General features: G+C 64.4%; 11 protein-coding genes, 1 pseudogene and 1 riboswitch. Of the genes and pseudogenes, 4 read left to right on the top strand and 8 right to left on the bottom strand.

Annotation, left to right across the window (positions count from 1 at the left end):
• Positions 1-25: 25 nt before the first annotated feature.
• The 4 genes from fba to mtnK form a co-directional block, all read right to left on the bottom strand.
• Positions 26-1090 (bottom strand): class II fructose-bisphosphate aldolase, encoded by a 1065-nt coding sequence (gene fba / locus FJ988_RS09735; protein ID WP_140816912.1) that lies wholly within the window; start codon positions 1088-1090, stop codon positions 26-28.
• A 160-nt stretch (positions 1091-1250) separates the two neighbouring features.
• Positions 1251-1718 (bottom strand): 6,7-dimethyl-8-ribityllumazine synthase, encoded by a 468-nt coding sequence (locus tag FJ988_RS09730; protein WP_140816911.1) that lies wholly within the window; start codon positions 1716-1718, stop codon positions 1251-1253.
• Positions 1719-1796: 78 nt separating this feature from the next.
• Positions 1797-1941, bottom strand: a riboswitch (FMN riboswitch).
• Positions 1942-2172: 231 nt separating this feature from the next.
• The gene (gene mtnA / locus FJ988_RS09725) at positions 2173-3267 is read right to left on the bottom strand and encodes an S-methyl-5-thioribose-1-phosphate isomerase (protein ID WP_140816910.1); all 1095 of its coding nucleotides are present in this window, start codon (positions 3265-3267) and stop codon (positions 2173-2175) included.
• On the bottom strand, positions 3264-4532 hold the full coding sequence (gene mtnK, locus FJ988_RS09720; RefSeq protein ID WP_140816909.1) for an S-methyl-5-thioribose kinase: 1269 nt from the start codon (positions 4530-4532) through the stop codon (positions 3264-3266). Before mtnK ends, mtnA begins: the two co-directional genes overlap by 4 nt.
• Before the next feature lie 138 nt (positions 4533-4670).
• Here mtnK and FJ988_RS09715 point away from each other — a divergent pair, with 138 nt between their 5' ends.
• From FJ988_RS09715 to FJ988_RS09705, 3 genes are all read left to right on the top strand, one after another.
• The gene (locus FJ988_RS09715; RefSeq protein WP_140816908.1) at positions 4671-6182 is read left to right on the top strand and encodes a sugar ABC transporter ATP-binding protein; all 1512 of its coding nucleotides are present in this window, start codon (positions 4671-4673) and stop codon (positions 6180-6182) included.
• A gap of 79 nt (positions 6183-6261) precedes the next feature.
• A complete protein-coding gene (locus FJ988_RS09710) occupies positions 6262-7257 on the top strand; it encodes an ABC transporter permease (protein WP_140816907.1) in 996 nt (331 codons plus the stop codon).
• 39 nt (positions 7258-7296) lie between these two features.
• A complete protein-coding gene (locus tag FJ988_RS09705) occupies positions 7297-8349 on the top strand; it encodes a substrate-binding domain-containing protein (protein WP_140816906.1) in 1053 nt (350 codons plus the stop codon).
• 76 nt (positions 8350-8425) lie between these two features.
• On the opposite strand, the gene FJ988_RS09700 is transcribed toward FJ988_RS09705, so the two are convergent.
• Complete coding sequence (locus FJ988_RS09700) at positions 8426-8665, bottom strand: DUF1127 domain-containing protein (RefSeq protein ID WP_246688492.1); 240 nt, start codon at positions 8663-8665, stop codon at positions 8426-8428.
• Positions 8666-8799: 134 nt separating this feature from the next.
• Here FJ988_RS09700 and FJ988_RS09695 point away from each other — a divergent pair, with 134 nt between their 5' ends.
• Entirely contained in the window at positions 8800-10308 is a 1509-nt protein-coding gene (locus FJ988_RS09695) for a winged helix-turn-helix domain-containing tetratricopeptide repeat protein (RefSeq protein ID WP_140816904.1), read from the top strand.
• A gap of 13 nt (positions 10309-10321) precedes the next feature.
• Here FJ988_RS09695 and FJ988_RS09690 read toward each other — a convergent pair whose 3' ends face one another.
• From FJ988_RS09690 to FJ988_RS09680, 3 genes and pseudogenes are all read right to left on the bottom strand, one after another.
• Positions 10322-11386: a D-alanine--D-alanine ligase family protein gene (locus FJ988_RS09690; RefSeq protein ID WP_140816903.1), complete on the bottom strand. Its 1065-nt coding sequence runs from the start codon at positions 11384-11386 to the stop codon at positions 10322-10324.
• A gap of 150 nt (positions 11387-11536) precedes the next feature.
• Positions 11537-11644: pseudogene (locus FJ988_RS09685) on the bottom strand (type II toxin-antitoxin system antitoxin, RelB/DinJ family); the annotation flags it as partial.
• Between the two features lie 78 nt (positions 11645-11722).
• Complete coding sequence (locus tag FJ988_RS09680) at positions 11723-13777, bottom strand: bifunctional aldolase/short-chain dehydrogenase (protein WP_140817220.1); 2055 nt, start codon at positions 13775-13777, stop codon at positions 11723-11725.
• Positions 13778-13882 lie beyond the last annotated feature (105 nt).

Below are 13882 nucleotides of genomic sequence, written 5' to 3'. Positions count from 1 at the left end.
ACCGGATTGCGCCGGGTATGATGGCTCAGCCGAATTTGGGGTCGAGGCTGCCCGACTTGTAGCGCTTGGCCATTTCCGAGACCGGTAGCGGCTTGATCTTCTGGGCGTTGCCGGCAGTGCCGAACTCCTCGAAGCGCTGCTTGCAGAGCTTCCGCATCGCCGCCATCGCCGGCGTCAGATATTTGCGCGGGTCGAACTCCGACGGGTTCTCGGTCAGCACCTTGCGGATGGCGCCGGTCAGTGCCATGCGGTTGTCGGTGTCGATGTTGATCTTGCGCACACCGTGCTTGATGCCGCGCTGGATCTCTTCGACAGGCACGCCCCAGGTCGGCTTCATCTGGCCGCCATACTTGTTGATGATCTCCTGCAGGTCCTCGGGCACCGAGGACGAGCCGTGCATGACCAGATGCATGTTGGGCAGGCGGCGGTGGATCTCCTCGATCACGTTCATCGCCAGCACCGCGCCGTCGGGCTTGCGCGAGAATTTGTAGGCGCCGTGGCTGGTGCCCATGGCCACCGCCAGCGCATCGACATGCGTGTCCTTGACGAACTGCACCGCCTGTTCCGGGTCGGTCAGCAACTGGTCGTGGCTGATCGCGCCTTCGACGCCGTGGCCGTCTTCCTGCTCGCCGCCGCCGCTCTCCAGCGAGCCGAGCACGCCGATTTCGCCTTCCACCGAGACGCCGCCCCAATGCGCCATGTCCACGACGCGGCGGGTGATGCCGGAATTGTAGGCATAGTCGGCCGGCGACTTGCCGTCCTCCTTCAACGAACCGTCCATCATCACCGAGGTGAAGCCGTATTGGATCGCGGTAACGCAGGTCGCTTCGTTGTTGCCATGGTCGAGATGCATGCAGACCGGGATGTCGGGATGGATCTCGACCAGCGCGTCGATCAGCTTGGCCAGCACCACGTCATTGGCATAGGCGCGGGCGCCGCGACTGGCCTGCAGGATGACCGGCGACTTGGTCTCCTCGGCCGCCTCCATGATGGCGAGGCCCTGTTCCATATTGTTCATGTTGAAGGCAGGCACGCCATAGCCATGTTCGGCGGCATGGTCGAGCAATTGTCTCAGTGTGATGCGAGCCAACGACTGGTCTCCCGTATCTGGTTCGAGCCCATGTTTGAAAAGGCCGCCCGGGCGTCGGGCGGCCCCGTTGCTTCTGGCCGGATTTCGCAGCCACCGCAACCTTTTGCAGCCTTTTCGGCCGCAATTCTTGTTGCAGCCCTGAAATCCGGCCTTTTGGGACTTATGCAGCGATGCGTGCGCGCGCGGCGAGGATCTCGACACAGGCCTTCGCCGCTTCCTTGCCCTTCACCGTGAAATGCTCGTGGAAGAAGCGGTGGTGTTCGGCGCTGTCGTGATAGTTGTGCGGCGTCAGCACCGCCGACAGCACCGGCACGCCGGTCGCGAGCTGCACGTTCATCATGCCGTCGATGACGGCGCTCGCCACGAAGTCGTGCCGGTATATGCCGCCATTGACGACGAAGGCGGTGCCGAGGATCGCGGCATAGCGCCCGCTCTCGGCGAGCGTCTTGGCGTGCACTGGGATCTCGTAGGCTCCCGGCACGTCGAAGACCTCGACCGCAAAGCCGCCGAGTTGGGCAAGCTCCGCCTCGAACGCCGACACGCACTGGTCGACGATATCGGCATGCCAGCGCGCGCGAATGACGGCGACACGGCGGGTTTCATAGTCTTTAGGGGAATGCTGATTCATGGGTCCATCCTTCCGTTTCGAACCAGAATCAGGACGCACGACGCAAAATGAGGCCCGCGAAAGCGCGCCGTCTTCTACGATCGTTCTCTTCCATCCGGACTGTAACCGTCGGCCCCGGAATTGCACCGGATCTGCTGACCCTCTCGTTGCCGGGAGGCGCTCGCGGGCTTGAGCCGAAGCTCTTACCGCCGGTGGGGACTTTCACCCCGCCCTGAGAACATTAACGCGCGCTTTATGGGAGGGCGGAGCTGCGATGTCAATTGTCGACGACATCGCGGTCGTCATCCTAGGGCGGAGCAAGGAGCGAAGCGACGCGCACAGACCCTAGGATCCATGCCGTGACGCTAAAGCATTGCAACGATTGCAGAATTCTGCACCGTCGCGCTGTGGCTGAGGTCACGGCATGGATCCTCGGGTCAAGCCCGAGGATGACGAAATGCCGGGGCGAGATCAGCTAACCCCGCTCCGGAAACATCGTCTTCAGCCCCTCTCGCGAGGCTTTCGCCACGCCGCGCTCGGTGATCAGCCCCGTCACCAACCTTGCCGGCGTCACGTCGAAGGCCGGATTCGCTGCCGGCGTCGCATCCGGCGACACGCGCACCTGCGCGATCTTGCCGTCGGAAGTCTTGCCCCATACCAGCGACACCTCGTCGCCGGAGCGCTCCTCGATCGGAATCTCGGCCAGCCCGTCGGCCACCGTCCAGTCGATCGTCGGCGAGGGCAGCGCGACGTAGAAGGGCACGTCATTGTCGGCGGCGGCCAGCGCTTTCAGATAGGTGCCGATCTTGTTGCAGACATCGCCATTGGCGGTCGTGCGGTCGGTGCCGACGATCACCATGTCGATGTCGCCATGCTGCATCAGGTGGCCGCCGGCATTGTCGACGATCAGCGTGTGCGGCACGCCATGTCCGGCCATCTCCCAGGCGGTGAGCTGGGCGCCCTGGTTGCGCGGCCTGGTCTCGTCGACATAGACATGCACGGGAATGCCGGCCTCGACTGCGAGATAGATCGGCGACGTCGCCGTGCCGTAGTCGACGGTCGCCAGCCAGCCGGCATTGCAGTGGGTTAGGATGTTGACCGTCTCGCCCGGCTTCTTGCGCGCCGCGATCTCCTTGATGATCGCAAGCCCGTTCTCGCCGATGGCTCGGTTCAGGCCGACGTCCTCGTCGGCGATCTCGGCGGCGCGGCGGTAGGCGGCCTCGGCGCGCTGTTCCTGCGCCAGTGGCTTGAGGAACCGCCGCATCTCGTCCAGCGCCCAGCGCAAATTGATCGCCGTCGGCCGTGTCTTGTTCAACGTCTCCCACACCGCATCCAGCGCTTCGTCCGACGCATCGTCCGTCATCTGGATGGCGACGCCATAGGCCGCTGTGACGCCGATCAGCGGCGCACCGCGCACCCACATATCGCGGATCGCGGTGGCGATGCCGGCGACGGTTCCGATCCTCTCGATACGGAACTCATGCGGCAGCCAGCGCTGGTCGATGATCTCGACCGAACGGCCGTCGTCGCTCAGCCAGATGGTGCGGAAGTGGCGCTCGCCGACGTTCAAATTCTCGTCTCCTGTTCGATCAGAGCGGCCAGAGTGTTGACCTCGTTGATGCCGTGGATCTGGCGCCGGTTGACGGCGATGTGGCGGCCGAATTTCAGGGCCTTCGCCTCGCATGTGGCGCGCAGGTCTTGATCGGCAATGGTCTCGAAATCCGCATTGTGGGCGAGGCCGAGAATGCGGCGATGCACCTCGATGCCGGCGAAGCCCAAAAGGTCGTCCCAGATCGAGTGCAGCATGTGGTCGAGCGCCTGCTCGGAGCCCAGCCGGTCGCCCTGATCCTCGAACAGACTCCGCTGATAGAGCATGCCGGTGCGCTCGGTGCGCCACAAAAGCGAGAACTCGGCGCGGAAGGTGGCCCAGGTCTCGGCCGTCACATCGAGCAGGTAGGCGCGCATCGAATCCCGGTTGCCATTTTCCTCATGGCCGCGCTGCGAGAAGAAGGCCATCCAGAAATTGGCGAGCAGCATGCCGACGTCGAAGGCGATCGGTCCGTAAAAGGCGAATTCCGGATCGATCATCCGTGTCTCGGCATCGGTGACCATGATCGAGCCCGAATGCAGGTCGCCATGCAGCAGCGTCTCGGCATTGGCGGCGAACAGATGTTTTAGCCGCTGCGCCTCGACCTTGAGGTCGCGGTCGGCGCGCAATTCGGCCACCAGACCGTCAAGTTGCGGCGAGGTGTGCCGGTTCATCTTGGCGTCGAAATAGGGATCGGAGAACACCAGGTTCTCGGTGATGTCGCAAAGCTCGACATTGTCGGCGAACAACGCCAGATCGGCCTTGCGATCCTTGGCCACCATCGACAGGTCCGAGCCGCGGAACAGCGTGCGGGCCATGAACAGGCCGATGTCGCGCGCGATGTTCGGCAGTTCGCGGCCGTCGATCAGCGCGCGGCGAAGGATGACATGCGGCGGCGCCAGATACTCCATGACGATCAGCGCCTGGGTCTCGTCGAAATGGTAGATCGCCGGCACCGAGCCCGGCGCGCGGGCCTGCTGTCTGGTCAGAGCGTGATATTCGAAGAAGGAGCGTTTGAGCGGCAGCGGCCAGCTATCGCCGACCAGCCGCACATAGGGCAGCGCCTGTTTCACCACCGCGGCGCCATCGTCGCCCTCTACGATGAAGACGAGGTTCAGATTACCGTCGCCGACCTCGCGGACTTTCCAGCTTCTGGCATCCTTGCCGATGCGATCGGTCAGCGCCGCGGTCCCGCCAAGGCGTTTCGGCAACGTCTCTACCGACAATGCTTCGAACTTCCCGGTCATTCTCTCCCCTCCTGCGCGTGGTTCCCGACGATAGCGGAGCCACGGCGGCGGGGCCAAGCTAGGAAGCGCTCTGGCAAATGTCAATCGTGTTGACAATTGCCGAATGAGCCCATAGCGTCACGGATCAGGGAGGAACGAATGGGCTCGGATGCCGTGTTCCGTGTGGAGGGCCTGAGGAAATCCTTTGGCCAGAACGAGGTGCTTGGCGGCATCTCGTTCGCACTGCATTCGGGCGAGGTGACTGTGCTGATGGGCGCCAACGGCGCCGGCAAATCCACCCTGGTCAAGATCGTCAGCGGGGTCTATGCGCGCGGCGCCGGCGCAATGCAGCTTGCCGGCAAGACCTTCGACCCGCAGACCCCCGCCGAAGCCATCCGCGCCGGCGTCGTCACCGTGCACCAGAACATCAATGACGGCGTCGTCGCCGATCTCGATGTCGCCACCAACCTCACCCTCGACCGGTTGAGCGGCAAGGGCGCGTCGCTGCTGTTCAAACCGCGCAATGTGCGCGCCGAGGCCAGGGCCGTCGCCGACCGCATGGGGCTCGCCCTCGACCTCAAGGCGCGCGTCGCCGACCTGTCCCTCGCCGACCGGCAGATGGTGGCGATCGCCCGCGCCATGGCGCATCAGCCGAAGGTGCTGATCCTCGACGAGCCGACCTCTTCGCTGTCGAGCGCCGAGGCCGACCGGCTGTTTGCGCTGATCGACCGGCTGCGCGAGCAGGGCGTCGCCATTCTCTACATCTCGCACCGCATGTCCGACATCAGGCGGCTGGCCGATCGCATCGTCTCGATGCGCGACGGCGTTATCTCCGGCGTCTTCGACAAGAAGCCTCTCGACTATGAGGGCGCCGTCAACGCCATGCTCGGCCGCAAGATCCATCTCGACCGGGTCGTTGCGAGACACTCGGCGCGCGCTGCTTTCACCGCCGAACGTCTCCAGATCGCGCCGGGCGCAAGGCCGATCTCGATGACGCTCGGCATCGGCGAGGTGGTGGCGATCACCGGCCTCGTCGGCGTCGGCAAGACGGCTTTGGCGGAAACCCTGTTCGGCGTGCGCCGGCCGCTCGCCGGCACCATGCATATGGACGGCAAGCCCTATGTGCCCAAATCGGCGCGCGAGGCGATCTCCGCCGGCGTCTTCCTCGTCGCCAAGGACCGCGCCGCCAGCGGTATCGTCGGCGGCTTCAACATCGAGCGCAACATCAGCCTGCCGTTTCTCAAGCGCATGTCGGGCCTCGGCGTCATGAAGAAGCGTGCCGAACGCGTTGTCGCCCGCCGCCAGATCGACGAACTCGGCATCGTCTGCCGCTCGGAGAAGGATGAGCTGTCCGCGCTTTCCGGCGGCAACCAGCAGAAAGTCATGGTGGCGCGCTGGATGTCGCAGGCCTCGCGCCTGTTCATTCTCGACGAGCCGTTCCAGGGCGTCGACATCTCGGCCAGGCGCGACATCGCCGCCAAGCTCAGAGCCAGCGCCGACGGCCGCGCCACGCTGATCTTCGTCACCGAGATCGACGAGGCGCTGGAGACGGCCGACCGCATCCTGGTGATGTCGGAACACACGATCGTCGGCGAGCACCGCAACGCCGATATCGACCTCGACCGGCTGCTGGCGGAAGTCGCCGGCGGGCCGCTTCACAGCGCGGCGTGAGGTCGAGGACGGACAATGAGAGTTGGAGTGGAGCAGGCATGAGTTGGGTTGAGACCGCGGCACCGCGCGGGAGCGCTGAATGACGGCGCGCGACTATGCCATTCGCTACGGCTTCATCGTCCTGCTGGTGGGGCTGATCGCCTATTTCGCGGTTGCCGCCGACGGTTTCGTTTCGCCGCAAAGTGCTGTCTTCATCTTCCAGTCGGTGGCCATCACCGGCGTGCTGGCGCTTGGCGTCACCGCGACGCTCGTCGTGGGCGGCTTCGATCTGTCGATCGGCTCGGTCGCCACCAGCGCCATGATGGCAGCCTCCTACGCCATGGTGGTGCTCGAACAGAACGCCATCGTCGCCGTCATCGCCTGCCTGGTCATCGGCGTCATCGTCGGCCTGATCAATGGCTGGCTGATCGTGTATATGCGCGTGCCCGATCTGCTGGCCACGCTCGGCATGATGTTCCTGCTGCTTGGCCTGCAGCGCATCCCGACCGAAGGGCGCTCGATCGCCACCGGCATGACCATGCCCGACGGCTCGGTTGCCAACGGCAAGTTCTCCGAGGCCTTCCTGGCGCTCGGCCGCCACCGCATCGACTTCTTCATTCCCAACCTCATCCCGGTCTCGGTGGTGGTGCTGGTCGTGCTCGCGGTGCTGATCTGGTTCTTCCTCGAATACACGCGCTTCGGCCGCATGATGTATGCGGTCGGCTCCAACGAGAGGGCCGCCGAACTCGCCGGCGCGCCTGTCAAGGCATACAAAATCTGGGCCTACGTCATTTCGGGAGTTTTTGCCTCGATCGGCGGGATTTTGCTCGCTGCCCGACTTGGACGCGGCGACATCGCCTCGGGTAATAATCTGTTGCTCGACGCGGTAGCGGCGGCGCTCATCGGCTACGCGGTGCTTGGCGCGGCCAAGCCCAACGCCTTCGGCACGGCCGTCGGCGCGGTGTTCGTCGGCGTCCTGCTGCAGGGCCTGACGATGATGAACGCCCCTTACTACACGCAGGATTTCGTCAAGGGCGCGGTGCTTGTCGTCGCCCTTGTCTTCACCTTCGCCCTTTCCGGCAGGGGCAAGAGATAGGTTCGACCGGGGTTTTGAGACAGAACGGAGGAAAATGAAGTGAGCATTACAAGAAGACTTTTGGGGAAGGCGGCGCTCGGCCTCGCCGGCGCGGCGCTGCTGATGCAGGGCACGGCATTGGCGGCGGATAAGCCGGCGCCTTTCGACAAGCCCGGCGTCAAGATCGCGCTGGTGCGCTATCTGTCGACCGGCGACTTCTTCCAGGCCTATCTGTCCGGCGTCGAGGCGCAGGCCAAGGCGCTTGGCGTCGACCTGCGCGTGCTGGACAGCCGCCAGGATGCGGCACTCCAGGCCGACATGGTCGACCAGGCCATCGCGCTCGGCGTGCAGGGTATCATCATCCAGCACGGCCTGACGGAATCGATGAAGGACGCCGCCCAGCGCGCGGTCGATGCCGGCATCAAGGTCGTGGCCTTCGACGTCAATGTCGAGAACCCGAAGATCCCGCAGATCGAGCAGTCGGACAAAGACCTCGCCAAACTGGCGCTCGAGCAGGCGGTCAAGGACAATGGCGAGAGTTGGAAGGCGGGCTATGTCTATGTCGCCGGCATCGCCCCGCTCGACCGCCGCAACGAGACCTGGGTCGACGTGAAGAAGAAATATTCGGGCATCAACGAGGTCGCGCAGTTCGGCACGCTCGACAATCCGATCGCCAACTCGGTCGCCAACCAGGCCCGTTCCGTGCTGCAGGCGCATCCCGACATCAAGGTTATGTTCGCGCCCTATGACGAGTTCGCCAAGGGCGTGAAGATCGCCGTCGACGAAGCCGGCCTGAACAAGGGCATCAAGATCTATTCGGCCGACATCTCGACCTCCGACATCGCCGCGATGCGTGAGCCGGACAGCGCCTGGGCGGCGACCGCCGCCACCAACCCGGCCGTCGTCGGCCAGGTCTCGGTGCGCGCGCTGGCGCAGCTTCTCGCCGGCGAGGATCCCGGCCACAACGTCATCGTGCCGCCGACGCTGATCACCCAGAAGGAGCTGATCGACAAGGACATCAAGAACATGGAAGACCTGTCGGCCAAGCTGCCGCAATTCGCCCATGCCGATGTCGCCATGCCCGCCTGGATGCCGAACCCGAACGCCAAGTAAGGTCCTGGGCAGTCGTCAAATGGAGAGAGCGGTCCAATGGGTCGCTCTCTGTCTTTCCAAGGCTGCTGTCGCGGCGTCATCGTTGCCAGAAGGGCAGTTTGGCGATCTCCGCCTCGACCTCTTCTTTCGTCAGCCCGATATCGTCGATCAGATACGGATTGTCCGCCGCCATGCGCTTGAGCTCGAAGCGGAAATAGGCCTGCTCGCGGCGCAACGCGATGAGGCTGCGCAGGGCCGCAAGGCTATAGCGCCAGCGGCTCTTGAACTCGGCTGGGTGCGCGGCCAAAGGTGCGCAAGTCGCAAGAATATCGTTCATGGCAACCTCCATGCAGTAGAGGGTTTGGAAACCCTTGGTCTGATTGAGGTTGCAGTGTGCAGCAGGCGACCGGCGAGGTAATTAAGCCCGTCCAAATAGTTCTCAAAACTTCCAAATCGGTTATAGATCGCCGCATGCAGGGATCGCGCTTTGCCTTTGGACCATTCGTGCTTGATCCCGGCGCGGGAACGCTGCTCCGGGGCGATGTTCCCGTCGCCGCCGGACATCGTGGGCTGAAGCTGCTCGAGGCCCTCGTCGCGCGTCCGGGCGAGATCCTGGCCAAGGCCGAGTTGATGGACGCCGCCTGGCCGGGCACCGCTGTCGAGGAAGGCAATCTTACGGTACAGATCGCGCAGCTCAGGAAGCTGCTTGGCCCGGGCATCGATGGCGGCGAGTGGATCGCCACGATTCCACGCGTCGGCTATCGGTTCACCGGCGCCATCGAAAAGCTCGAAGGCACGCAGCAACGATCTTTGCCACTGCCCGACAAGCCATCAGTCGCCGTGCTGCCCTTCGTGGCCTTCAGCAGCGACCCCGAGCAGGAATCCTTCGCCGACGGCCTGACCGAGGACCTGATCACCGACCTTTCCAGGATAGGTGGTCTGTTCGTCATCGCCCGCAATTCGGTATTTGCCTACAAGGGCAGGGCAATGGATGTGCGCATGATCGCCAAGGACCTTGGCGTGCGCTACCTCCTGGAAGGCAGCGCGAGGCGCGCCGCCGGGCGCGTGCGCATCAATGCGCAATTGGTCGACGCCGTGACCGGCGAGCATCTGTGGGCCGAGCGCTTCGACCGCGGCCTGGAAGACATCTTCGCTGTCCAGGACGCGGTCACTGCCAGGATCGTCGAGGCGTTGCTCGGGCGGCTGCGCACCCTACCGGCCCGCAACCGACCCAGGAATCTGGAGGCCTACGATCTCTGCGTGCGGGCTCGCAAATCGTTCGACGAGTCGCCGCAAATGGCGCGCGAAGCGCATCTGATGCTGACGCGCGCGATATCGCTCGATCCGGACTATGCCGAGGCCTATCGCTGGCTTGCCATGAACCACTGGATGGGCTGGGTGCATTGGGGCGAGCCGTTCGAGCCTTCTCGGAGCACCGCCTTGCAATTGGCACGCAAGGCCGTGGCGATCGACCCCAACGACGCCGGCTGCCGCTGGGTGCTCGCCAACCTGCTTGCCTATGAGCGCGATTTCGGCCAGGCCGACATCGAGTTCGCCAAGGCGATCGAACTGGACCCGAACGAGGCCGATATCTGGGCGACCTTGTCGGACATCGAGTGTCTGGCCGGACAGGTGAAGTTGAGTCTCGAGCACATCCGCAAGGCATTCCGGCTGAACCCGTTTCCGCCGAGCTGGTATTATCTGACGCTCGGCCAGGCGCAGTATGCGGTCGGCGACTACGAGGCGGCCGTCGAGACGCTGCGCCGCGACGAGACCTATCGCACCAGCTCGCGCCGCTTCCTGGCGGCAAGCCTGGCGCAGCTCGGCCGCATCGACGAGGCGCACACCGAGGTCGCGCTGTTCCTCGTCGGCAACCCGCATTTCTCCACGCAGCGCTGGGTCGACACAGAACCCTTCCGCGACGAGGCGACACTCCGGCATCTCGTCGACGGCTTCCGCAAGGCCGGCCTGCCGGCGTGAACCCGGCCTGACCTCAGCGGCCGGCGCGCGCCAGCCCATGCGCTACCAGCCGGTCGATGACCTCCGGATAGCCTATGCCGCTTGCCGCCATCGCCTTGGCATACATGCTGATATTGGTGAAGCCGGGAATGGTGTTGAGCTCGTTGATGAGGAAATTCATGTCCGTCATCAGGAAGAAGTCGACGCGCGCCATGCCGTCGCAGCCGAGCGCCCGGAACGCCTTTGCGGCCGTGTCGCGCATGGCTTCCTCGACCTCTCGCGGCAGCTCGGTTGGCACGATCAGCGCCGCGCCGTCCGCGTCGATGTATTTGGCGTTGTAGTTGTAAAAACCATGGCTCTCCGCCGGCACGATCTCGCCTGGACGCGAGACGAAGAGTTCGCCCGCGGGGCTCTCCAGCACGCTGAATTCGATCTCGCGGCCACGCACGAATTCCTCCGCCAGAAGCTTGCGGTCGTGCTGGAAGGCTTCCGTCAACGCTCGATCGAATTCCTGGCTGGCATGGACCTTGGCGACGCCGACGGACGAGCCCTGCCGCGCCGGCTTGATGAAAATCGGCAGGCCGAGCTGGTCCTCCAGTTCGGCGAGCGAGAGCACCACGCCTTCATCGATCGTCACCGAACGCGCGACAGGCAGCCCCGCCGCCTTGAGCAGCCGCTTGGCGATGTCCTTGTCGAGCGCCGTGGCCGACCCCAGAATAGCGCAGCCGGCGAGCGGCACACGCGCCACCTCGGCTAGGCCCTGCACCGCGCCGTCCTCGCCATGCAGCCCGTGCAGCACCGGAAACAGGATATCGATAGCGGGCAGGTCGTGGGGTGAGCCGCTGGCGGGTATCGCCAGCATTCGTCCTTGCCCGCCCGGCACCAGGCAGAGCTGCGTGCCGCTCGACGGCGTCGCCAGCGCGCCGTCTTCGAAGCGGCTCAGCAGCCACTGCCCTTCGCGGGTGACGAAGATCGGAACGGCATCGTATTTCGCCGGCTCCAGCGCGGCCATGACGTTGGCGGCCGAGAGCAGCGACACCTCATGCTCGGCGGAGCGTCCGCCGAACAGCACACCGATACGAAGTCTTTTCTCGGGCATCGACAACTCCACCAATGATCAGGGTTGGAGCTCGCATACGCCCCCTTAAACCGGTTGAGCAATAAGCGAAGGATTGGAGTCGGATTTTGACCGGTTCGAGCAGTTCTTCAGCAGAAGCGTGAAAGGCTGTCCGGCCTGAACCGCGTCATGTCAGATTGCCAGATCCTTGAACAACTCGTCGGCCGACGCGAAACGCTTGCCCTTGCCCCTGTCCAATTCGGCCATGGCCTTTCGAGTAATTGCGTTTGGGACTTTCACCGGATGTCTCCCTTGAGGTTACTATGTAGCTACAGAGGATCGTTGTTGGAAGCAGACACCGTTCCTGCAGGGAGAGCATCACCGCAGCGCCGCCGCGATGTTGCCGCCGTCGACCGTCGTCACGTCGGCGGTGGTGCGCTCGGCCAGTGCCTGGTGCAGGAAGGCCTGCGCCACGTCGTCGGCGGTCACTTCCTGCCCGAGCAGGTTGCCGGACATGTATTCCTTTTCGGATACCCCGCGCGCGCCGGAGCGGCTGGCGATCATCGCGTCGGTCAGGAGCCCTGAGCGGATGCGGTCGGCATTGACTGCATTCGAGCGGATGCCGTGGGCGCCGTAGTCCAGCGCGTATTGCCTGGACAGAAACAGCGTGGCGGCCTTGGGAATGCCATAGGCGCCGAATTTCGGGCCGGGATTGATCGCCTGCTTCGACGTGTTGAAGAGGAGCACGCCGCCGGTGCCTTGTGCCAGCATGATGCGCACCGCGTTCTGCGCCGCCGACTGATGGGCGAAGAAGTTGAGCTCGAAGCTCTTGCGCAGCGCGGCGTCGTCGAGTTCGCCGATCCTGCCTTCCCAGGCGGCACCCGCATTCGAGACCAGGATATCGACGCCGCCATAGACCGCGACCGCCTTGTCGAAGGCGGCGCGCATCTCGGCCGGGTTGGTGATGTCGGCGCCGACGCCGATCGAGTTGTTGCCGGCAGCTTTCGCCGCTTCCGTCGCCTTGGCCGGATCGAGGTCGACGATCACCGCATGCGCGCCGTTGGCGGCGAACAGTTTTGCCGTCGCAGCGCCGATGGCGCCGGCGCCGCCGGTGATCAGCACGACCTGGCCGGTCAGCGGCTTCGGCTTGTTGGAGGCAAGCTTGGCCTGCTCCAGCGACCAGTATTCCAGCGGGAAGAGATCGGCCTTGGAGAGCGGATGGAAATTGCCGACGGCTTCCGCGCCGCGCACCGCCTCGATCCACATCTCGCCGACATCCGACGCGATCTTCGCATCCTTCAGCGTGCGGCCATGGCCGAACATGCCGAGGCCCGGCACCAGCGTCAGGCGCGGCATCGGGTCGAGCATGGTGCGCTTGACGTCGTCCAGCGCGTCATTGGTCTCGAAATAGGCGCGGTAGTCGCTGGCGAAAGCCTGGACATGGGTCTTGATGACGCCCTTGTAGGCATCGAGCTTGTCGGCGTCCGGCGCCGGCACCGCCATCGGTCCGGTCTTGATGCGGATCGACAGGTCGGGCGTCGACACGCCGCGGCCGGCATAGTCGGCGATCTTGGCCGAATTGATGAAATCGACGATTGCGTCCGAGGTGCGGAAGTCGCTGATCATGCGATCGTAGCGGCCTTCGCCGCGCGCCACGGCCACAGCGCCGCGCAGCGTTGGCGCAATGTCGCTCGGCTTCGCAAGCTTCGCAGGCAGAGCCGCCTTGGCAGGCTGCGGCTTGCCGTTCTTTGCGACATAGTCCTCGGCGACGGTCACATAGTGGATCATGCGGTCGTAGGCTTGTTTCGCATCGTCGCCGAAGGTGAAGATGCCGTGCTTGTCGAGGATCAGGCCTTCGACGCTCGGGTCGGCGTCGAAAACGTCGCCTGCGGCCTTTGCCAGGTCGAAGCCCGGCATGATGTAAGGCACGTAGCCCATCTTTTCGCCGAACACCTTGGCTACCAGCGCCTTGCTGTCCTCCTGGTCGACGATGGCAAGAACCGCTGTGGAATGGGTGTGGTCGACGAAACGGTGCGGCAGGAAAGCGTGCAGCAACGTCTCGACCGACGGGTTGGGCGAGGAAGGGTCGATGAGATTGGCCCGCTGCAGCGCTACCATGTCCTCGTCGGAAAGCCGGTTCAGCGCGCGCGCCTTGATCAGCGCGCCCATCTTCACCGCGGGCAGGCCTTGCGGCTCGATGACGGCCATGTCCCAGCCGCTGCCCTTGACGCAGAGCACGTCCCACTCGTCGCCGACCAGATCGGTGGCCCTGGTCTTGCAGGACGTGTTGCCGCCGCCATGCAGCACCAGTCGCGGCTCGCCGCCGAGCAGGCGGGTCGTGTAGACGCGCAGCGCAAGCTCGCGACCGACGCCCTTCCTGGCATAGTCGGCGACCATCTTTTCCGCGTCGGCGTCGTTCCAAAGGTTCTGCATGTCGTTCCAGTCCAGTTCCGTCTTTTTGCTCATGAACAGAAAGCCGCGACGCTTTGATGACAGTCGCGGCGAGGGGTGGCTTTCTAGAGCATGATGCCGAAAAGT

Source organism: Mesorhizobium sp. CU3, from assembly GCF_006442965.1.
GTDB lineage: Bacteria > Pseudomonadota > Alphaproteobacteria > Rhizobiales > Rhizobiaceae > Mesorhizobium.
This window is presented reverse-complemented; position numbering and strand designations above follow the sequence as displayed.